This is a genomic window from Mucilaginibacter sp. P19 (genome assembly GCF_050632265.1).
Classification (GTDB): Bacteria; Bacteroidota; Bacteroidia; order Sphingobacteriales; family Sphingobacteriaceae; genus Mucilaginibacter; species Mucilaginibacter gossypii.
The window spans coordinates 1815298-1835852 of the sequence record NZ_CP192586.1 but is presented as its reverse complement, the minus strand read 5'-3'; the positions used below and the strand labels follow the sequence as shown (position 1 = coordinate 1835852).

Annotated in this window: 21 protein-coding genes; 3 read left to right on the top strand and 18 right to left on the bottom strand. The window is 45.5% G+C overall.

The genetic code is table 11. The annotated features are described in order from the left end of the window. Positions 1–6: 6 nt before the first annotated feature. The 12 genes from ACQ86K_RS08715 to ACQ86K_RS08660 form a co-directional block, all read right to left on the bottom strand. Positions 7–429 (bottom strand): GPW/gp25 family protein, encoded by a 423-nt coding sequence (locus tag ACQ86K_RS08715; RefSeq protein ID WP_091171184.1) that lies wholly within the window; start codon positions 427–429, stop codon positions 7–9. Between the two features lie 38 nt (positions 430–467). Beyond that, positions 468–722, bottom strand: a complete 255-nt coding sequence (locus ACQ86K_RS08710) for a PAAR domain-containing protein (protein WP_431200189.1) — start codon at positions 720–722, stop codon at positions 468–470. A gap of 9 nt (positions 723–731) precedes the next feature. Continuing rightward, complete coding sequence (gene vgrG / locus ACQ86K_RS08705; protein WP_091171176.1) at positions 732–2483, bottom strand: type VI secretion system tip protein VgrG; 1752 nt, start codon at positions 2481–2483, stop codon at positions 732–734. A 6-nt stretch (positions 2484–2489) separates the two neighbouring features. After that, entirely contained in the window at positions 2490–3161 is a 672-nt protein-coding gene (locus ACQ86K_RS08700; RefSeq protein ID WP_091171174.1) for a CIS tube protein, read from the bottom strand. Next, entirely contained in the window at positions 3161–3343 is a 183-nt protein-coding gene (locus ACQ86K_RS08695) for a DUF5908 family protein (RefSeq protein WP_091171172.1), read from the bottom strand. The genes ACQ86K_RS08700 and ACQ86K_RS08695 overlap by 1 nt, the downstream gene beginning before the upstream one ends. A gap of 4 nt (positions 3344–3347) precedes the next feature. Beyond that, positions 3348–3806, bottom strand: coding sequence for a phage tail protein (locus tag ACQ86K_RS08690; RefSeq protein WP_091171169.1), 459 nt, complete (start codon positions 3804–3806; stop codon positions 3348–3350). Between the two features lie 2 nt (positions 3807–3808). Continuing rightward, a complete protein-coding gene (locus tag ACQ86K_RS08685; RefSeq protein WP_090524162.1) occupies positions 3809–4240 on the bottom strand; it encodes a phage tail protein in 432 nt (143 codons plus the stop codon). A gap of 124 nt (positions 4241–4364) precedes the next feature. Beyond that, entirely contained in the window at positions 4365–6356 is a 1992-nt protein-coding gene (locus tag ACQ86K_RS08680) for a phage tail sheath C-terminal domain-containing protein (RefSeq protein WP_091171165.1), read from the bottom strand. Positions 6357–6367: 11 nt separating this feature from the next. Further along, a complete protein-coding gene (locus tag ACQ86K_RS08675; protein ID WP_091171163.1) occupies positions 6368–7822 on the bottom strand; it encodes a phage tail sheath family protein in 1455 nt (484 codons plus the stop codon). 18 nt (positions 7823–7840) lie between these two features. After that, on the bottom strand, positions 7841–8350 hold the full coding sequence (locus ACQ86K_RS08670) for a hypothetical protein (protein ID WP_431200188.1): 510 nt from the start codon (positions 8348–8350) through the stop codon (positions 7841–7843). A 92-nt stretch (positions 8351–8442) separates the two neighbouring features. Beyond that, positions 8443–9024: a hypothetical protein gene (locus tag ACQ86K_RS08665; protein ID WP_431200187.1), complete on the bottom strand. Its 582-nt coding sequence runs from the start codon at positions 9022–9024 to the stop codon at positions 8443–8445. 39 nt (positions 9025–9063) lie between these two features. After that, the gene (locus tag ACQ86K_RS08660) at positions 9064–9648 is read right to left on the bottom strand and encodes a DUF4255 domain-containing protein (protein WP_090524152.1); all 585 of its coding nucleotides are present in this window, start codon (positions 9646–9648) and stop codon (positions 9064–9066) included. 419 nt (positions 9649–10067) lie between these two features. On the opposite strand from ACQ86K_RS08660, the gene ACQ86K_RS08655 reads away from it, so the two are divergent. Further along, a complete protein-coding gene (locus tag ACQ86K_RS08655; RefSeq protein WP_091171585.1) occupies positions 10068–10664 on the top strand; it encodes an FMN-dependent NADH-azoreductase in 597 nt (198 codons plus the stop codon). 48 nt (positions 10665–10712) lie between these two features. On the opposite strand, the gene ACQ86K_RS08650 is transcribed toward ACQ86K_RS08655, so the two are convergent. Next, positions 10713–11855 carry a metallophosphoesterase family protein gene (locus tag ACQ86K_RS08650; RefSeq protein ID WP_218134477.1) on the bottom strand — a complete coding sequence of 381 codons (1143 nt, stop codon included), beginning with the start codon at positions 11853–11855 and terminating at the stop codon, positions 10713–10715. A 113-nt stretch (positions 11856–11968) separates the two neighbouring features. On the opposite strand from ACQ86K_RS08650, the gene ACQ86K_RS08645 reads away from it, so the two are divergent. After that, positions 11969–12490: a protease gene (locus ACQ86K_RS08645; protein ID WP_091171157.1), complete on the top strand. Its 522-nt coding sequence runs from the start codon at positions 11969–11971 to the stop codon at positions 12488–12490. 183 nt (positions 12491–12673) lie between these two features. Here ACQ86K_RS08645 and ACQ86K_RS08640 read toward each other — a convergent pair whose 3' ends face one another. The 5 genes from ACQ86K_RS08640 to ACQ86K_RS08620 form a co-directional block, all read right to left on the bottom strand. After that, a complete protein-coding gene (locus ACQ86K_RS08640; RefSeq protein ID WP_091171155.1) occupies positions 12674–13609 on the bottom strand; it encodes a sugar phosphate isomerase/epimerase family protein in 936 nt (311 codons plus the stop codon). A gap of 3 nt (positions 13610–13612) precedes the next feature. Further along, on the bottom strand, positions 13613–14470 hold the full coding sequence (locus ACQ86K_RS08635) for a sugar phosphate isomerase/epimerase family protein (protein WP_091171152.1): 858 nt from the start codon (positions 14468–14470) through the stop codon (positions 13613–13615). 125 nt (positions 14471–14595) lie between these two features. Then, positions 14596–17487, bottom strand: a complete 2892-nt coding sequence (locus tag ACQ86K_RS08630; protein ID WP_431200186.1) for a PQQ-dependent sugar dehydrogenase — start codon at positions 17485–17487, stop codon at positions 14596–14598. Positions 17488–17497: 10 nt separating this feature from the next. Then, the gene (locus ACQ86K_RS08625; protein ID WP_431200185.1) at positions 17498–18037 is read right to left on the bottom strand and encodes a ThuA domain-containing protein; all 540 of its coding nucleotides are present in this window, start codon (positions 18035–18037) and stop codon (positions 17498–17500) included. Positions 18038–18415: 378 nt separating this feature from the next. Next, on the bottom strand, positions 18416–19291 hold the full coding sequence (locus ACQ86K_RS08620) for an AraC family transcriptional regulator (protein WP_091171146.1): 876 nt from the start codon (positions 19289–19291) through the stop codon (positions 18416–18418). A gap of 219 nt (positions 19292–19510) precedes the next feature. Here ACQ86K_RS08620 and ACQ86K_RS08615 point away from each other — a divergent pair, with 219 nt between their 5' ends. Continuing rightward, a complete protein-coding gene (locus ACQ86K_RS08615) occupies positions 19511–20542 on the top strand; it encodes an enolase C-terminal domain-like protein (RefSeq protein ID WP_431200184.1) in 1032 nt (343 codons plus the stop codon). The last annotated feature ends 13 nt before the right edge of the window (positions 20543–20555 follow it).

The following is a 20555-nucleotide window of genomic DNA, read 5'->3' as shown; positions in this document are numbered from 1 at the left end:
TAGTTCTTATTGGTTGGTAGTTATGCTGGTAATGTCATTTTTATAATAAGGGAACACATAGTTGTACCTTGAATTGGTGGTACGTACCGTGTAATTGAGCTTAATAAGCAATATCCCTTCGTTATCCATACTGGTGTCAACCTCGGTGCTGTTGAGCGTTATCCTGGGTTCAAAATACAGTACGGCGGTTTCAATCAAATCTTTGATATAGGTTTTGAGGGTGAGGTTTACAGCCTCAAAAACTATCTTTTGTAAATCGCACCCGAAAGTTGGCTGCATAATGCGCTCGCCCAGCCGGGTGCTGAACAGTATGCCCAAACTGCTTTCAATATCGGCCTCGTCGGTAAGCATTTCAACTTTACCGGCAGCCTTGTCAAAGCTTGGCGGGAAACTCCATCCCCTGCCTATAAAAGGTATTTTTGGTTCCATTGATCAGCCTCCGATTATTACTGTTGGGCAGCCTAACACTATTGATCCGCCATGGGCTGTGCTATCGCCCATGCGGGCAGCGGGTTTCCCCCTATCAGCACCGTTGCCGAACCCATGATTATCGAGTCGGGCGGACCGGCGCAGGTACACATATCGCCCACGCATACGGCCGGCATACCACCAATGAGCACCGTTGGTACCCCCGGCCCTATTACCGGCCCGCCTACGTGAGGCGAAGGCCCGTTGAACATAGGGCATACGTGCATATCGCCTATCCTTGCTGCTGCTGCCATTTTTTGTTATTAGTTTATTTGTACAATTGAGCCTTTCAGTGCCGCCGTACCGCTTGATTTTACTTCTACACTCGCTGATCCCTCTGCCGAAAGGGCGGTATTGGCTTTCAGGCCCAGGTTCATCCCTTCGGCGTTAAAATCCTGCTGGGCTTTAAGCACCAGTTTGCCCTGGGTTTCGATGGTGATGCCATCGCTGTTCATTTTTATCGAGTTATTGTTCTCATCCTTTAACTCAATCGCCCCGGCGTCTTCATCCATAGTTATCTTTTTCCCGGCCGGCGTTTCAATGGTTACTGATTTTTTATCGTCATCAAAAATTAGCTTCATTTTGCTGCGGGTTACAAAACCCTTTTGGTTGTTAGCATCGGCCGCGGTTAAAGGAGCAGTTTTGTTGCTGCTGTTAAGCATACCCAGTACCACCGGCTTACGAGGATCGCTGTTTAAAAAACCAACAATTACCTCATCCCCAACTTCGGGCAAAAAGAAACTTCCGCGTTCCTTTCCGGCATCTAAAGTTGCTACCCGCGCCCAAATCCCCTGATCATCAGCGCTGATCACCGGCATACGTACCAGGATGCGGCATTCGCCATCGGGATCACTTTCCAATTGGGTTACAACGCCAATCTGCAAACCGGGCACTGCCTGGATCAAAGCCGAAGCGGGCTTTATACTGGTTTCAAACTTTTCGGTAAACCACTGCGGATCCAAACCAAACTGTACTTCCAGTTGCCAGTCGCCGGCCGAGATATGATGCTGAATGTGGCTTACAAAGGTGTTGCCGTTAAACCTATCGCTCAGATTACTGAGCTTAATGATCATTCCCGGTTTCACCGTATGAATGCCTTTAAACTTTACCCTGCCCCGCACTTTTGAAAGCACCTGTTTTTGCTTGAGCGATGTTGCCCAGGCCTGCAACTCGGGCTGTGAAAGCTTGCCGCCATGGTTAAGCTGATATTTACTTTCATTAAATACGCCAGCCAGATCATCACTTGTCAGATTGCCGTTCAGTTCGCCCGATGGCGGATTAGCATCAACCTTTTCAATTTCCTGTGATGCCGGGTTCCAGGTGCGGCCTGTTATGGAGGGGAACTGGATCCGTGAATCAATCTCGGCATCCAACTCCAGCATGGTTGCGCCAAATGATAATTCCACAACCGCGGCGCCGCTTATTTCCGGCTTTTTGATGGAGAGGGTATTATCATCGGTATAAACCAACATCCCGTTCAGCTCGGCTCGACCGGTTATAAAATCCCAGTCGGTGGCTTCGTATTGCACCAGGTCGCTGGTGGTGATGTTCATATCGGCAACATCGATGCTTAAACCGCTGTAAGTGCCAGCTATAGTAGTTATAGCATCGCTGTCCTTCACGTTTTCGCCAAAGTACTTGCTGTGGCGGGCAAGTGTCATGGCAATGGCCTTATCGCGGCATTCGATAACCAGTTGCGAGCCGCTGTTGCGCAGCTTGATACTGTGTTTAATAACCACACCTTTAAACAGCGTATAATTATCCGATTCGTAACCACACAAAATCTCGATGTTTTTACCCGGCACAAACAAGTCGCCATTGCTGGCATCAAACTTTTGGGCCGAAGTGTCACCATCAATGATCACCAGTTTAGCGGCGGCTATCCGGTTAATGCCTTTATCAATCACCATAGCCTCCACCTGCATGGTGCGGGGTATCTCGGTGCCCTCAATTTTTACAATCGGGGTAACAACGGTACTTGACCGGGTGGTTTCTATGGTGCGGCTATCTGCCATGATCTGTTATTGATTTAATGGTGGAAATTTGAGCTTTGTGCCTGTTTTAAGGTACCTGAAATCGTTGAGGCTGTTTGCCTGGGCGACTTCTATGTAATACTTTGAATCGCCGTATATCTGGTAGCAGAGCAGCGGCAATGTGTCCCCTTCGTTAATTACCCTCACTTTTGTTAAATCGGGCGACTGGGCATTTTCTTTAGCTACCCGCTTTTTATCCTCAACCGAACCAATGAACGAAGCTTTTACAATGGCCCTGAGCGGGCGGCCCTGGCTGTCAAACAGTTTATAACTGATATCCATTGTTTCCAGCGCACCGTCAAACTGAAGCGTTCCCCAATAGATACTTACAAACCTTGGCCGGTGCTTATCGCCCTGGTATTCGATGATGAGCTTTTGCAGGTTATCGATATCCTCGTCAACCCCTAACTCACCGGCGGTGGCACCATTGATTACCCCGGTACGATCAAACATCAGCTCGAAATCCATCTTCTGCGGCTCAATCTTGGAAAACTTGGGCAGCTTGCCCGAGGTTCCCTGCGCCTGCTTGTCAGAATACTTGATCTCGATCTTCTGGCTATAGCTTTCGGGGTTAACCTGCACCGTCATAGAGCCTTCTTCATTTTTGCTCTTCGGATCGGACCAGGCCACGATCTTCATTTTGGTTACGTTATCGGCCATCAGCGTTCGTTTTTATTTTTCAAAATCTCCAGTATCTGTTCTACGCACTCGGCAATGATCTCATCTTTATCACCGCCTCCGCCGCCACTACCGCCACCGCCACCTGAGGGCTTTGAATCCTGTTCGGCAGGGCTTTGGTTTACGCTCACGCGGATGTTCAGTTCTCTGATCTCAATTGGCATAACATCAGGTTTGAAGGGTGTAATACTGGTATTGCAGCTCAAAGCTTTCAATAGCGATACTGTTTTGCTCGGCATTCAAATCGCTCAGGCTCCATTTTTTGGGCCAGGCCTGCACTACGTTCCAGGTTAAAAGCGGATCATGTTCTTCGTTAAGCAGGCTTACGGTCAGGTCTTTGGGTTCGATAATAAAATTATTGAACACGTTATTGCACCAATCCATCAACAGTTTTGATTCGGTAATGAGCCCTCGCTTCAGCACCAGTGCCGGAAACTTGGCCCTTACCGGCAGCGCGTGTTCAAAACGATTTTCGCCGCCCTCCTTCTTGGATTCTGTTTCCATCTCCATGGATAGGCCCGATACGTTTTGGAACCGGCTGTCGATTTCTTCATCGCCAATGCCCGTAAACACCACCTTAAAGTGAAAACCTAAAGGCGGATAACCCGATTTAGCGTCGAAGGCCATGATTAGCCGTTTTTGATGGTTAAACCTTCGTGCGCAACCTCAAGCGTTTCAATTGCAGCCTCGTTGGCATCTGCTTTCAAATCGGCCGACTGGATCTTAACCGGGAAGGCATTTTTAACCGACCAGGTAACTACCGGCTGATGCTCTTCGTTAAGCAAATTAATGGTAAGGTCGCGGCGATCTATCTGGTTTAGTTTTACGGTGTTCATCCAGTCATAAAACTCGTTATCATTAGCAAATGTGCCGCGTTTCAGGGTGATGTTACCGTATTTGCGCATGCCGGGCATTTTTACCTTATTGTATTCCTTACTGCTGCCTTCGCGGTATTCAACCACTTCGGTTTCAATTTGTAAGCCGGTTACTTCGGTAAAACCGATGCGTGTGCCACCCCAGTCAACCTGGAAATGGAATTTGGGTAGAGGATAATTTGCCATTTTATTTGTTTTAAATGAAATTCATTGATTTATATTGAACCTATTAATTAGCTTCACATCAAGTAGTTAATAATGAATCTGGTAGATCTAAGCTTTATGCATTCCGCTTTAAGCTTTTATATAATTAACTCTCCTGCATTTTGTGTGAGAAGCGGAGGATGATGAACTCGGCAGGCCTTACTACAGCCATACCAATTTCAACTATCATGCGGCCCTCCAAAATGTCGAGTGCGGTCATGGTTTCGTTAAGGCCAACGTGTACAAAAAATGCGTCTTCGGGTTTAGCGCCCTGTAAGGCCCCGGCACGCCATTGCAGCGTTAAAAAGTTCTGGATCATTACCCGCACCTTTGTCCAGGTGTTAGCATCATTGTTCTCGAATACAAAAGGATAAGTAGCCTTTTTAACTGATTCTTCAACCATGATAAAGAAACGCCTGACAGGGATATAGCGCCATTCATTATCATTACCTGCTAAGGTACGCGCGCCCCAAACCAAAGTGCCCCGGCCCGCAAAAGCCCTGATAGCATTGATTGATTTACCCGTAGCCGTAACGTTCATATCGTCCTGGTCGCTGTTATCAATTTTCACAGCGGGGCCTATGACATTGTTAAGGCTTACATTGGCAGGTGCTTTCCAAACACCCCGGGTACCGTCAACATTGGCATACACCCCTGCTATTGCCCCAGATGGCGGAATAGTGCTCATTTTAAGCGTTATTGCCGAGTTAGCAGCGCTGAAAAATACGTTGCCCGAGAATAAAGCCTGCTCAGCAAGGTTTTCATAAAACAGGGCACCGTTTATTAATGCGCCGAAACCAGTTAAAATAGTGGCAACAGTATCCTGTAATGCCTGTACAATGGAAAGTGCACCGGCTGCATCTTTGGTAAAATTATCTGCATTGGCAGCTATTGCCGCATAGGTTGAATTGGTTATCCATGCTGTATTATCTAATACCGAATAAACAGGTGTTGGATTACGACCGGCGGTTGTATTAGCAGCCACCTTGGCATTTTTTTCGTAGGCAATGAGGTTGGTGATGGCAGCGGCAAGTTTTGCATCTTTGCTCAATGCATCAATATCTTTGCCATACAACGCACCAACAGCGGGTGCATCTTTTGCCTTTTTACCCGCGGTAACAATGGCGGCCAACAAATCAAGGTAACTGGTTAACTGTACATCGGGAGTTACATTTTGAGCAATATTATTTGCCAATGCGGTTAACTTTGACTTAACTGCATCAACCCCGCCTACCCTCAACGCAGTAGCGTCGGCGGCGTTACTAAATACAGATCCGATTACTTTATCAGTATCTTTGATAGCATTTTGCAGGTTGGTTACCAGCGCCTTTTCATCAGTGCTTTTTGAAAAACCATCATAATTGGTGATCTTGGCCGGTACCCCTGCATTGTTCCAAAACTCCATCTGCCTGAAATCAACATTGACATCATAAGTGGTTATGATCCAGGGATAATAAGCCGCGCCGTAATTGAGGTTATTGATCCCTATCGAGCTGCGGAAGTTGTCAATAGGCTTATTGCTAACATCCTGGCGTTTATCGCCCTGCAGCACATCAAGTATCGAGAACCTGTCTTGCATAGAAGCGCACAAGCCCAACGCTTTGGTTTGCAAACCGCTAAAAGCAACAAGGTCGGGGTTACCGCCGCTTACCAGCTCAACCGCATCAGGAAACAGGATCAGTGTAGGCTCATCCTCGGCCGATAGGGTATCGATACCTCCTGATATGGGTGGCGCTGTTACTGCAGATGAAAAATCTCCTACCGAAACGATATAACACGGTCCGCCGCCGTTATCAAAGTACTGCCTGAGCGATACATACAGGTGAAACCGCTTATCGGGTACCACATTCAGGATCTGGTTTGTAGCCGGGTTAACAGTAACCTTAATGGTTGCCGGTACATAGCCGCCGCCAAATAAGCTTTCAAACTCCAGCAACGATTTTATGCGGGTTGGTACATTTACCAATGATTTGCCTTCAGGAGTTAATGCAAAAGCTGTAAAACCTATAAAGGCGGGTATAGCGGTTTCAACCTGGGCAACTGATGGCGGAAACAGTGCAATCTCCTGCACGTAAACTCCGGGTGTTTTATAAGCCATGACTAATTGATTTAAGATTGAACCATTTTATGACTGAAACGAAGAATGATAAACTCGGCCGGACGGACCACAGCCATGCCTACTTCAACAATGAGCCTGCCTTCCAAGATATCCAACGAGGTCATGGTTTCGCCAAGGCCAACGTGTACAAAGAAGGCATCCTCAGGCTTGGCGCCCTGTAAAGCTCCCGCACGCCATTGCAGTATTAAAAAGTTGGCTATCATACCGCGTACCTTTGCCCATGTATTACCATCATTAGGCTCAAATACAAAGGGTTGGGTTGAGTTTTTAACCGATTCTTCAACCATGTTAAAGAAACGCCTTACGGATATGTAACGCCATTCGTTGTCATTACCTGCCAGCGTACGTGCTCCCCAAACCAATACACCCTTGCCCGAAAATGCCCTGATGGCATTTACCGATTTACCGGTGCTGGTAACATTCATATCTTCCTGGTCGGCATCATCAATTTTTACCATTGGGGCTGCTACCATGTTAAGGCTCACATTTGCCGGCGCTTTCCAAACACCCCGCGTATTATCAACAGAAGCGTATACACCTGCTATTGCCGCTGCGGGAGGTAAAATAACCGAGAACAGGCTGGTTTGCTGTTTGATATAATTATACAGATCACTGTTTAAGTGATAGATAGAATTGGCTGTGTTGGCATCATCGCGCAGAACGGCAGTGGCCGGAAAATCCGTTGGTGTAACGCCTGTTCCGGAAACGATCAGTTGTTTGCTTTCATTGCTGAAATAGTTGATGCTGGTTTGCAGCCATGGATAATAGGCAGCACCATAACTAAGGTTATTAACCCCAATAGCCGTACGGAACGCAGTTGCGATATCGCCAAACGCTTTTTTCCCTTTATCGGCTACCGCCACATAGGGGTCAATAAGTACTACCCTATCCTGCAGAAATGCAGCCTGGGCCAATGCTGCGGTAAACAAGCCATAATAGTCTGCAGGTGCGGTAAGGGTTACGGCATCGGTAAACAGCAAGATTGTGGGCTCATCTTCCTTTTGAACCGCGGCAAGCGCGTTTCCAAGCAAAGCTTTGTCAACATTAACAGCTGCACCAGTTTGGCCTGCTGAAACAATGTAACAAGGGCCGCCGCCATTGGCAAAGTAAAGCTGCAGGCAATAGTACATCCTGAATTTCAAGGCTGCGTAAGGATCGTCAACCGCGGCATCAAATGAAAATACACCGGCCGCCTTTTTGATCTTGATACCGGTTGCTGTTCCGGTTGTGGTGAACAGGGTATCCTCGGCAAAACCAAAGATCTGCTCATACTCTTTAAGCGATTTGATCCTGACAGGGTTGTACTGCAGCGATGCCCCGTTATAGCTAATATTTTGTGTATAGCCTATAAAGGCCGGGATAGCCGTTTCAACCTCGGCTACCGATGGAGGTAGGAGTGGAATTTCTTCCACGTAAACACCCGGAGTTTTGTATGTTGTTGCCATATTACTGTTTTTTACTTCCTAAAAAAATATGTCTGAAAAAATCTGATTGGTTTCTGGTTTAATAAGGGATGCCGTTGCATTGGGCAGGTCGATAGTGGTGGGATGATTATTTTTATCCTTTACTTTCACAGCTATAAAACCCTGCCGGGTAAGGGGCAGCGCATTATCAGTTACTGATGCCGCGCCAAAGGTTTTACCTATGTAGCGCCAGTAGGTCGCCCGGTTTTTAAACCGTAAGCTAAACACCGGCGATTTAAGCGTAGTATCCGTCTGTAACAGGTTATAGGTTGCACCGCTTGTTTTAACACAGATATCAATAAAAGCCCAGGCCGATGAGTCCATACTGTAATAAAACGGAAAGTCGTCAGTATAACCTGCAGTTGCCAGGTGGGCAGTATATAAGCCTTCAGGCAAATTGCCCATATCAGCTTTGATGATATTCAAAGGCCCGGTTTCCACACTGCCGGACACGTTTACCACATTGCCAAAGCGATCTTTTATAGTGAGTGCCGGGGTTTTATTTGCCACCGTTACCTGGTAGGTAAATATGCGCCCAAACTGGCGGATCAAATCATTATTACTTGCGTAGGCCAGCGGTTTTCCGCCTACCAGCGGATCGGTTACCCAGTTGCCCGCCGGGGTAGCGCCCGCTGCCGGATCAAGGTTATTTTTTTCTGGGCGATGAACAATTTAGTTGGCGCAGCCTGGTTATCTACCAGCATATCGCCCGGGTAATAATCGGTAGCAGCCTTGTAAACATTCGGTGTCGCTGTTAAAAACGGCGCCACACGCGGCGAATACGAAGGATCGTTGGTAAAAAAGTATACCATACCATCCGGCGCCTTTAAAGGCAGTGAGCTGTAGTTGGCAAAAAGCCCATCGTTAATAGCCAAACTGAAGCTAAAAACGGTGTTATCCGGCGGTACTATCTGCGGCTGCTCCTTGCCCCCGTTCAAGGTGTATGGGATGCCGGTAATAATGCCGGTTTCGGTTTGTTTATAAACCATGTGCAAGCCTGCGAACTTCGCCCTTGTAGCTTTAGTAGGCGTTACGCTCATGAAACTGCCTATGTCATAACGCTCCAGCATGGCCAGGCGCGCATCGGCGCTCAGCGTGTCAAAGAGTGTGATCCCGTCATCCAGGTGATAATGATGACGGATGTCAACCTCAAAAAGCGTTTCGTAGTTCAGGTCCAGTACCATCGGGTTTATAATTTACAGGTTAATCGCCGGCACTAATCGTTAGCTCAGTTTATCGCTCAGTTCTATCTTTTTAATGATGCCACGTGTTTCGGTCACATTATCGCGCAGTATTTCAATCAGCCTGACGCGGTACAATACATATGGAAATTGTTTACCACCCAACGTGCTCCACAGATAATTGGCCTGCTCAAATGTGGGCGAGTAGATATCAAGTATAAGGCGAAAATCGCCGAGGCCAACTTTCGTGGTCGGGCTGTTTTGTTTGGTAAAAGTGCTCTTGCCCTGAAAAAATTCGACGATATGCGACAGGAAGATCAGTGATTTTTCATAAGAAGAATGCAAACAGGCCGAAAACAAAACATACAGGTTAAGGTACATCGGCGCGTTACGATAGTTAATATCATCGCCGTTGCGTACGTAATTGGGTATATTTTTCATGGTAAACTCCTCGGATATATTTACCAGCGTTACCAGGATATTCTCAAGCCCTTTGATCTCATCATCGCTCAGGTGGGCTACGTTTTTAAGCTGGGTGAAGCTTGAGCTGAGCCCGCTGTTCCCGTCGGTTGTTTTGAGATAGTTATTCAACTGCTCGGCTAAAAAACTTACGGTTTGGTAAATCATGATAATTAGATGTTTATAGGTGTTTGCAGGTTAGCTGCTGATGTTAATCCAAAATTGGGCATCAGGCTTTAGTAACCTGCAAGTGTATGCACGCTAATTACCACGTATTTATACGCAATTAAGGCACGTATAAATACGTGGTAATGAACAGGTTAAAACAACACAAAACCTGAAAATTTCATCAAAAACGAACTTTTTAAAATGGATAACCAGTTGTCACGGCGCACTCTTCTTCAAATTCCATAATTTAAGCGCGGCGTAACATCGACAAAACCGGAGAACCTCGTATCTAATTGATGTTCAAACAAATATCTCAAAATCAGGATACTACTATCCTAAAGGATACCGGTATCCTTTAGGATAGTAGTATCTTTTTGATAGTTATGAGAGGTAATTTTGCTGCTACAAAACATACAGCAATGAAAATATTACATCTAATCAGCAGCCCGAGGGGCGAAGCATCATTCAGCGTAAAATTAGGCAGGGCCATCGTAAGTGAATTACAATCGGCCCATCCCGATCATACATTAACTACTCATGATTTAACCACTACTCCATTCCCGCACCTGGAAGAAGCACACATAACATCTTTTTTCACTCCTGAAGAAAAAAGGACACCAGCGCTTGTTGAAGCCGTTAAACATTCGGACGAGGCAATTGCCGAACTAATGAATGCCGATGCTGTAGTTATTGATGCACCAATGTACAACTTCGGCATTCCGTCAACCTTAAAAACATGGATAGACCATATTGCCCGTGCGGGCAAAACTTTCAAATACGATGGAAAAACACCTGAGGGATTAGTTAAAAATAAAAAAGTATACCTTGCCATTTCATCTGGCGGAGTATATTCTGAAGGATTCATGAAAGCTTATGATTTCACCGAGTCCTATTTAAGGGCTGTACTGGGCTTTATGGGGATGACGGATATTAAAGCATTTAGAGTTGAAGGCGTAAAGGTACCGGGCATGCAGGAAATTGCTTTAGATAAAGCGATACAGGCAATTGAGCTTTAATATTAAAACATCCGGAGGAAGTAGTTGCTTTCTTCGGGTGTTTTTGTTTTAAATTTTAATAACAAAGCTATCCGTTAAAACAGCTGTATTTTCGTCCTCATCAGCTACGGTGTAATATTCACCGGTTAAGGTGAGCCCATTGTTAATCTTTTCAACAGCGATCTTTAAAAAACCATGACGGGTATCGCAACTGTATTCAAGGCTAACCCCATCAAACCTGGAATCTTCGGCAGTAAAACCCGTATTGTCGGTCAAAGCAATTGGATGCAACTCATCAAAACCACCGGTACCGGCTACAATATAAGGCATCATGGTTAAGTCATCATATTGCTTACTGAAACGCTGATAATTGTGTACGTGCCCGCTAAAAACTATATCAGGCCTGACGCCGGTTTCTTCAAAAACACCTTCCAGGAAATCAATCATCGGCAAACTGGCTCCATGATTAATATCTGCCGAATAAGGGGCATGGTGCATACAAAGGATAATTGCCTTATCTGGCCGCTGCATATCGGCAGATCGCAGTTCCTCCATAAACCATTCACGCTGCTCGCGGGTAACAACGCCGTACTTAGGTACATTGGTATGTAAACCGATGATGGTTGCCAGCGGGGTGTCCATTGTCCAGTAAATATTGGGCTGCGGCATGCTTTTGCGGTCTATCCTTCGGCTCAGCATTACCTGGCGCGAAACAGTATCACAAAACACAGTTGTAAAAGCATCAAGGCTTTGATACGGCATCGCAGCGGAAGGATTTACATCACTATCATGGTTACCGGCTATCGCGAATATCGGCCCCGGATAAAGGCTATAGGGTTCAAAAAACTGTTCATAATAGTTTTGAGCCTCTCCGTAGTTGTAAACAACATCACCTAAATGGTACAAAAACTTTGGTTTACCGGCGCCGGAAAGCACTTTATACTGTGCAGCCATTAAAGCTGCTATGCGCCTTTGCGAACCCGGATTACGGATGCTGCCGGTATCCCCTACCATATGAAAAACCATTTTGTCATCAGCAATGCCGGGCACTACATCATGTATGGATAGATGATAGGGATAATTGCCGGAGGGTTCGGGCAGGGGCTGAAATTTATAGCTGTCATCCGGCTGATCTTTTTTGATGACCGGGCCTGTGTGTTTTAACGAGGAAATTAAAGCCATCTGCTCCATGATGTCAACAAAATTACGCAACCTAATATTAAGGCAGGGTTAAATTGGGGTTTAGGGTTTAACAGGGCCAGCCTGAGATCACGGGTTCAAAATTCTATCAGGCCAATGGTAATTGAAGTGCTTACCTTTGCGGCATGAAAAACTACAAAACAATCTTATCTGCAACCCTGCTTACTTTATCGGCATGTAGTGTTAATCATGTTAAAAACACATCTGCCGGTTCTGATTCTGCTAAAAATCAAAGTTCTGCCCCTGCTATAAGCGCCAGCCTGTTTGCCAAAATGCAAATAAAGCCAACAATTAAAATTGGAGCCGCCGTTGAGCTAAAATTCACCGTTTACAACGATGCCGACACTGCCCGTCAATTTTGCAAATGGCATACCCCATTTGAGCCGTTGATGAGCAAATACCTCGACGTAAAAGATGCAAGTGGTCAGGAAATACTATACAAAGGCGCTATGGCCAAAAGAATCATGCCGCCCCCGCCCAGCAGCTATATTAAAGTTAATCCAAAGGATAGCTTAATGGCTACTATTGACCTGCTAAAGGCTTATGATATCAGTAAACCATCAAAATATACTGTTATTTACGTAGGGCAAAATATGAGCGGGCTTACCGTGAAAGACAGTGTAGCTTTTGTTTATGAAGGGAAGTAAACCCCCATCTTCGCGCACAGTCAACTCACCCGGTCTGCGCTTCGCTGGACCACCCTCTCTCCGGCTTCGCCGCAAAGAGGGAAACGAAAATAAAAATGCCCACCTCTTTACGCTCGCGTAGAGAGGGGTGACGAGCGCAGCGATGTCGGGGTAAGTCTATACGGTGCTTAATCCCTCCGAAAATCAAGAGGCTACCTCCTTCATTTTCTTCAATGCTGTTTTAGCCACCGTTAAAGCATCCTGTGCATAATAACTTTTATTAAAAACCTCGAACGAGATCACCAGCGGCCGTTCGGGGTTTTTAACTATTTGCAGGATCTGTTTAATCGGGGCGATACCATCTCCGCAATAGATCCTGTCGGGTTCGGAGATCAGCTCAGGACTGATACCTGCCGGATAGTCATTTACATGAAAAATATCCAGTGCGCGATGACCAACATAATTCAGGCTCTCTACAGCCGATTGACCCTTAAAAATGTGGAACACATCGAGCAAAATGCGGGCATTCGCTTTACCGCATTGCGTAGCTACATAAAGTACCTGGCTTATGTGTTTCAGATTTTGTGAGCCGCCCCACATTTCCAGTTGAGGCATAACACCGGTTTGTTCACCCATTTTCAGGATGGTAAGATATCGTTCGGTTACCACATCCAGATCAAGTACAGGGCCTTTGGTCACGCCCGCCGGAGGGGCTGCAATACGATAACAGCCTATCTGTGCCAGCATTTCCATTTCCCGTTGAAGCTGCTCCAGCGCTTTTTTACGGATAGTTTCATCATCAGCCAGCCATGGGGCAAAACCGATAGCATCTTCAACTTTAAGGCCTAATCCCTTGATGATCTTTTTGGCTTCGGTTAATGACCCGCCGCTTTGCAGATAAGTTTGCAGGGTATCTATCCAGATCTCTACTGAGGTAAAACCGGCTTTGGCAGCTACTTCAAGCTCTTTAACAAAACCAAGATTATGCCCGCGGATGGTGCTCATATTTAATGAGTAAACAAAGCCGCTGCCAGCTTTTGGAGCTATGGGCGCTGCTACCGCTCCAGTTTCGCTCAATACGGCAGCCCCCGCTGTTAAACCTATAGCCTTTAACACTTGTCGGCGGTTTAAATTACTCATATATTAATCTTTTAAACCTTTTATATAAGCAATGGTAATGGGTAGCTGCTGGCTGTATGAGGGACTTTCATCCTCGATGAAATAATGTTTGATCCCTGCCTTTTTTGCAGCTTTCAACACTCCGGGGATATCAATTTGCCCGGTGCCTAAGGCAACATCATTTTTGGTATCGGTGCCACCTGTAAGGTCGTTAGCTACGCCTTTGCGGATATCTTTCAGATGCATCAGTTTCATCCTCGACGGATACTTATTGATCAATGCAGCCGGGTCCTGCCCACCATGGAACGACCACAGGATATCTATCTCGAACGAGACATATTTCGGATCGGTATTTTGGGCGATATAATCAAACAATGTACCATCGTTATAAGTTCCAAACTCGTAACCGTGATTATGGTAACAGAAGGTTAAACCCGCTTCACTCAGGATCTTACCCACCCGATTAAAATCGGCAGCGGCTTTCTTGGCATCATCCAAAGTAAACTCTTTACCATGTGGGATCCAGGCAACCATCACATATTTGGCGCCCAGTATTTTAGCCAGCTTGATCACACTACCCGGATCATTAACAATTGCGTCATACCCTGCCCCGGTTGATGGGATGCTGATACCGCGGTCATCGCACATTTTCCTGAACTCTTCGGGTGGCATCCCTTTCGGCCCTTCGCCTTCAATTTCAGTGATGCCCAATGATTTTATAGTATCCAGCACGGCAGCGGTAGCTTTTGGCATACTACTGCGAAATGTGTAAGCCTGCACCCCTATCGGGCCGGTAAATAATGGTTTGCCTTGTGCTGAAGCTTTGTTTTGTCCCCAAGCCATGACGGCTACGAGGGCTATAAAAATGGTTGATTTTTTCATGGTTAAAATTGGTTAACGATTAATAATTGCAGCTAAAGACTTACGAAGTTTTAAAAACTTCGTAAGTCTTTAGCTGCTTTGTCATTTCACTTTCAGAGGTTGCATGTTTTTGCGCTTCGAAATCGTTACTCAACAAACTGAATATCCTTTAAATTTAAAATACCATCACTCGGTTTAGAATGTTTTATGGCGAAGAAATATACATCATGTTTTCCCCTTACTGGCTTACCCAACACCCCGGTTACTTCACCGGTTTTATCCCAGGAACCCGTGGTTGAATAAGCCACAGAGCTGATCACCGGCCCGGCCTGCGAATCGAGCCTCACCTCTATCTCCCCGTCATAATCCTTCGAAGCATATTTATAAGCAAACTTGCTAATGTTGGTCAGGTCAATATTCCTAAACAGTACATATGATTTATGGTTACCCGCCGACAGGTCATCTTTAAATCTATTAAAGCCTTTCAACTCATCGGCATAAACAGCCTTCTCTGCAGCATTCCGCAACACCACCATATCCGTAGCTTTCAGCGGACCAACAACTTTACCGCCCTTATCGGTATAAGATGCCAGCAGTGTGTATTCTCCGCGCGGTTCGGCATCATTAAATTTCAGATTGAGTGTTCCGGTTAAGAGCAAAGGCAATACCGGGCTCTTTTTATCCGTAAGCGAAAAAATGTATTTCACTATTTCTCGCGTATCGGCATTTGATAGTTGCGGATGCGCGCTCATTACATGCTCGGTACCCCAGCTACCCGCGCCGCCCGCAATTATCTTTTTGGAGAGCTGATCAATAGCTCCCTTTTGTGTTTTGTACCGTTTTGCAATAGCTAAAAAGCTTGGCCCAACGGCAGTTTTATTAACAGTATGGCACGATTTGCAATCACTATTAGCCATCAGCCCCTTACCCGGATAGCTTACCTCGGTAGTTGACAAAGCCGTTAAGTTTTGTGTGGTACTATTGGCCGAGGGCTGCGGGTTGTAGATATAAAATAATTTTACCCTTTTGGGATCTATTTTACCGTCCTCCTTATCACTAACCACTACATGGTAGCGGAAAGGCTTGCCTTTCCAGATGAATGATTTATTATCAGCACTGGCTATGGTCACTTCGGGTTTGGTATTGCCAACCCTTACAATTACCGTATCCCGACCGGACAAGCCGCCCTTATCCGTTACTTTCAATATGGTTTTATAAACACCCGGCTTAGTAAAAGTATAACTTGCCGATGGAGTGGCAGCCCCAACAGTTTTACCATCAAACAACCACTGATAAGTGATCTTATCGTCGTCATCTAAATCTTTACTGTTCTGGCTGCTGAAAGTTACTTTAAGCGGGGCCTGGCCGGCTATTTCCTTTTTAGCAGGAAACTCTTTTAACTCCGCGGTTAAAAACCTGGTTTTGGCGAATTTATTAAATGCCGCTGTATCCGAAATACTTGCTTTAGCAATCGGCGCACGGTTACCGGTATTGTATTCAATTTTAACCAAACGGGCGTCTTCATTTTGGGCACCATAAACCGAGCCATACTCCAGCATATACAGGGCGCCATCCGGGCCAAACTCCATATCAATTGGTCGGCGGAAATCGCCGTTGGCAGGCATAAAGGCTTCGTTGCGTAAATAGTTCTCATCTTTATCAAACCTCAGGTCTATCACCCAGTTGCGCATCCAGTCGGCCACAAACAAGGCGCCGTCATAATATTCAGGGAATTTGTTCGGGTTTTTAATATGCTTATCGAACTCATAAAAATCGCCGCCGATGGCGCAACGGCCTCCCATACCCAACTCCGGAAACTCGTCGGAAGCGGCGTAAGGATACCAGATCATGGCCGGGGTAGCAGGAGGTAGTATATTTAAGCCGGTGTTATTCGGCGAATTATTTACCGGTGCTTTAGGATCAAAATTTGGCCCTGGCCTGGCATTCACAAAATCCCAGTGCGAGTAAGCAAAGTTGTTGCCCACAAAATATGGCCAGCCAAAGTTTCCTGCTTTGCGCGCCTGGTTAAACTCATCGTACCCGCGTGGCCCGCGCGGTGAATCTTTACCTGCATCCGGCCCAATCTCGCCCCAGTATAAAACCGATGTTTTAGGATTTACCGCAATCCGGTATGGATTACGGCAGCCCATAACATAAATTTCGGGCTTGGTTTTAGCCATCCCTTTCGGGAAAAGGTTTCCTTCGGGGATGGTGTAAGTTCCATCAGCCTCGGGGTGGATCCGCAGGATCTTGCCTTTAAAATCGTTGGTATTGCCGGCGCTCCGCTGCGCGTCAAGGCTGTAATGTTCCGTTCCGGGGCGCTCATCCAGCGGTGCATAACCATCAGAAGGAAAGGGGCTTGAGCTATCACCCGTTGACAAGTACAGGTTTTTATTCTTATCCCAGGCCAGCGAACCACCATGGTGAGCACCGCTCACCTTTTGTACCGGTACTTTAAGCAGGATTTTCTCCGATTTAAGGTCGAGCACATCCGCCGGACTTAACTTGAAGCGCGAAAGCTGGAAGTTAAGCGGTTCAATGGTTTGCCCGGCGGGCATATAGTAGATATAAACAAATTGGTTCCTGTCAAAATCAGGGTCGAGCGTGAGGCCGATAACACCCGTGCCGCCTTCATAGGTGATCGGGAATTTATGGATTAATTTAAACTTATTGGTTTTTGTATTATAAACGGAAAAATTGCCCAATAACTGGGTGAAAAACACACGACCATCCTTTGCTGCCGACAGTTCCATAGGCGAAGCAATGTTACTTACCAGCACCGTTTTAATAAACCTGGTTTGATCGGGCGCTACTTTAGAATATGATTTACCATAATCAAGCGGTTTGCCACTGCCCATAGCGTATTTGATCCCGCCGAGCATTTGCCCCAAAAACAGGGGATCGCTGTAGCTTTCGTCGGTATGGCCGCAGCCTGTATAAAATGCCCGGCCGCCATCAAACTCATGATACCAGGTTATGGGATGATTAGCGCCGTTGGTGCCACCGTCGTAAGTATTTTCATCGAGGCTTGCCAGCACATGGATGCCACTATATATAGATTTGTAATTGTACCATCTCGTCAGTACGCTCCCACCTTGTGGGCAAGTTGGCGGTGGCCGGCTGGCTTTTATCGGTTACATCAATAGTAGCCTTCCGGATATTAGAGTTGTTAGGATGGCTTGAAAAATAAGCCCCAACCAGCTTGCCGTACCATGGCCAGTCGTACTCGGTATCAGCCGCAGAGTGTACACCCATAAAACCACCGCCTGCCTGTATATAACGTTCAAAAGCTGCCTGCTCAACCGCATTAAGCACATTGCCTGTAGTGCAGTTAAATATTACTGCCCGGTATTTCTTCAGATTATCGTCGTTAAAATTAGCAGAGTTGGTGGTGGTATCCACATCAAAGCCATTCTCGTTACCTAATTTTTGAATGGCCGCTATCCCAAACGGGATACATGAATGGTGCCAGCCTAAAGTTTTTGAAAACACCAGCACCCGCGGCTTATCAGATGGTTTTTTAAAGGAATAGAGCAGGAAAGTTAATCCTGTCAAAAAAACGAAGGTGAGTTTTGTTTTTAATGACATGTTTGAGGTTATTATTGGTTTACATTTTTAATGAATAGCCATAAAAGCAGCATTAATCCCATCGCCTTGCTAAAAGGATTTATAAACAAGGCAAAAAATATGAAATGCAGTATCGCTAAAAAGGCTGTTCAACAATTGGCTAACACAATATTACTATTTAAAAAACTCACTGTGTATTAATTACACTTTTATTTTTAGCAGGAATGGATTTGTAATTGAATTGTTACTACCATCAATACAAGATGAGATCTGCCGGATGCAGAAGTGCATAACCGAGCCTCCGCCGGCTTCATTCTGAAGGTAAGGTGAGGGACATTTTTAAGGAAGTAAGTCACCTTGCAGCGAAAGCTCACTTCGCCGGTAAGTAACTATCATATACTAAGACAAAATCTGGTTCCGGTACTGGCGCGGGCTTACCTTTTTAATCACTTTAAAAAAGCGGTTAAAGTTTGATACATTATTAAAGCCGCATTCATAGGCTATATCTGTAATACTGTAATCTTTATTACTTAGCAGTTTGCAGGCATAACCAATTCTTGTTTCATTTACAAACTGAGTAAACGACTTTTGGGTACGCGCCTTAAAAAACCGGCAAAAGGCAAAAGTGTTCATGTTAGCCACATCGGCAATGGTATTTAGTGAAATATCCTCTCTGAAATTATCAAAGATATACTTAAATACCTGGTCCATGCGCTTACTATCATGATATTGATAATAGTTGATATAGTTGATACTGGCCAGCAGGTTATGCTCCGGGTCTGCACTCATGATATTGAGGATCTCGAGCAGGGTGATGATCCTTTGCAACCCTTCCTGCTGTACTATCTGGTACATCAGTTTTATTACCATATCACGGCTTTTACCCTTTAGCTCCATCCCTCTTTGCGCCTTACTTAAAAACAACTCCACTTTGCGTATGTTACCAAATGCCGAAAGATTCATGAGCAATTTTGACGGATTGAAGTGAATAGATAGTGAATGCGCATAATGTTCAGGGTCATCCTCATTGGGTTGTTCCTGGGTATTATGCCAAACATGCGGAATATTTGAACCAAGAAAAATAAGCTCGCCGCTTTCAAAATAATCAACCAGATCGCCGATGATGCGCTTACCCGAGCCTTTTACAATGTGCACCAACTGGCATTCTTCATGAAAATGGAACTCACTTGAGAAAAAAGGAAGTTTCACCTCCCGTGCAACAAATAGGTCATCCGACTGTACCCCGTCAGACAATACGGCTAAAATTGGTTTCATTTTAACAAAACATGAAGAGAAAAGCTAAATATAAGCAAAAATACTATCGAAAGTTGCCAATTAAAGTGAAAGTAAAAAATCAAACGGCACTAATTTTACAGCACCATACCTTATCCGGAAAGGTATAATAAACCGATTTATAAACACAAGGAACAAAATTTCATTAGGGCTTTTCGACATAGAACGGCCTGAAACTATTTGCAAAATATATTTACCTACATGTATATCAATAAAATTGAAGTTACCGACAAGCGTTTTAATTTAGGCAATGGCGCCGGCTCTGATGCAGTAAACGATTCAACCCAGTATGCTTATGCCATTTGCGAACTGCATACCGATAGTAGCGTAAAAGGCATTGGCCTGGCCTTTACCCTTGGTGCCGGTAATGACCTGGTATGCAAAGCCATCCAATACCTTTCCGAAACATTACAGGGGCGAGAAATTGAGGAACTTATGGCCGATTTTGGTTCGGTTTACCGTTCGATACTGGATTCGCCCACCTACCGCTGGCTGGGTCCGCACAAAGGCGTTATGCAATTAGCCCTTGCAGCTATAGTAAATGCATGCTTCGATCTTTGGGCCAAGAGTCGCCAGGTACCGCTCTGGAAACTTTTGCTTGATTTAAGCCCGAAAGAACTGGTGGCAACGCTCGACCTCAACTACCTTGAAGATGTATTGACTGTTGAAGAAGCAGAAAATATTTTAAAGGGCAATTTTACAGGCCGCACATTACGCAACGGCGTTTTGCAAACAGGTTATAAGGCGTATGATACATCAGTGGGCTGGTTTAATTATTCGGATGAGAAGATCAAAGAGAACGTAGCACGCGCCATTGACCGGGGATTTACCGCCATGAAGTTAAAAGTTGGCTCAGATGATCCGCAACGTGATATCCGCAGGGCAAAGCTGGTTAGGGCCGAAGCCGGCAACAAAACAACCATTATGCTTGATGCCAACCAAAAATGGAACCTGCCTCAGGCTATTTCTATTTGTAAAGAATTGAGCAGCATAAACCCTTACTGGATAGAGGAACCCACGCACCCTGATGATGTTTTGGCGCATCAAACATTAGCTAAAGATATTGCGCCCCTTAAAATCGCTGCGGGCGAGCATATCCCTAATAAAATCATATTTAAAAACTTTTTTCAGGCCGGCGCCATAGATTTTTGCCAGGTTGATTGCGTGCGTGTTGGCGGTGTATCCGAGTTTTTGACGATAAGCCTGCTGGCAAAAAATTCAACATACCGGTAGTTCCGCACGTTGG

Coding starts and splice junctions, on each gene's coding strand:
- ACQ86K_RS08715 (WP_091171184.1), bottom strand. CDS start 429: ATGGAACCAAAAATACCTTTTATAGGCAGGGGATGGAGTTTCCCGCCA.
- ACQ86K_RS08710 (WP_431200189.1), bottom strand. CDS start 722: ATGGCAGCAGCAGCAAGGATAGGCGATATGCACGTATGCCCTATGTTC.
- vgrG (WP_091171176.1), bottom strand. CDS start 2,483: ATGGCAGATAGCCGCACCATAGAAACCACCCGGTCAAGTACCGTTGTT.
- ACQ86K_RS08700 (WP_091171174.1), bottom strand. CDS start 3,161: ATGGCCGATAACGTAACCAAAATGAAGATCGTGGCCTGGTCCGATCCG.
- ACQ86K_RS08695 (WP_091171172.1), bottom strand. CDS start 3,343: ATGCCAATTGAGATCAGAGAACTGAACATCCGCGTGAGCGTAAACCAA.
- ACQ86K_RS08690 (WP_091171169.1), bottom strand. CDS start 3,806: ATGGCCTTCGACGCTAAATCGGGTTATCCGCCTTTAGGTTTTCACTTT.
- ACQ86K_RS08685 (WP_090524162.1), bottom strand. CDS start 4,240: ATGGCAAATTATCCTCTACCCAAATTCCATTTCCAGGTTGACTGGGGT.
- ACQ86K_RS08680 (WP_091171165.1), bottom strand. CDS start 6,356: ATGGCTTATAAAACACCCGGAGTTTACGTGCAGGAGATTGCACTGTTT.
- ACQ86K_RS08675 (WP_091171163.1), bottom strand. CDS start 7,822: ATGGCAACAACATACAAAACTCCGGGTGTTTACGTGGAAGAAATTCCA.
- ACQ86K_RS08665 (WP_431200187.1), bottom strand. CDS start 9,024: ATGGTACTGGACCTGAACTACGAAACGCTTTTTGAGGTTGACATCCGT.
- ACQ86K_RS08660 (WP_090524152.1), bottom strand. CDS start 9,648: ATGATTTACCAAACCGTAAGTTTTTTAGCCGAGCAGTTGAATAACTAT.
- ACQ86K_RS08655 (WP_091171585.1), top strand. CDS start 10,068: ATGAAAATATTACATCTAATCAGCAGCCCGAGGGGCGAAGCATCATTC.
- ACQ86K_RS08645 (WP_091171157.1), top strand. CDS start 11,969: ATGAAAAACTACAAAACAATCTTATCTGCAACCCTGCTTACTTTATCG.
- ACQ86K_RS08640 (WP_091171155.1), bottom strand. CDS start 13,609: ATGAGTAATTTAAACCGCCGACAAGTGTTAAAGGCTATAGGTTTAACA.
- ACQ86K_RS08635 (WP_091171152.1), bottom strand. CDS start 14,470: ATGAAAAAATCAACCATTTTTATAGCCCTCGTAGCCGTCATGGCTTGG.
- ACQ86K_RS08625 (WP_431200185.1), bottom strand. CDS start 18,037: ATGTCATTAAAAACAAAACTCACCTTCGTTTTTTTGACAGGATTAACT.
- ACQ86K_RS08620 (WP_091171146.1), bottom strand. CDS start 19,291: ATGAAACCAATTTTAGCCGTATTGTCTGACGGGGTACAGTCGGATGAC.
- ACQ86K_RS08615 (WP_431200184.1), top strand. CDS start 19,511: ATGTATATCAATAAAATTGAAGTTACCGACAAGCGTTTTAATTTAGGC.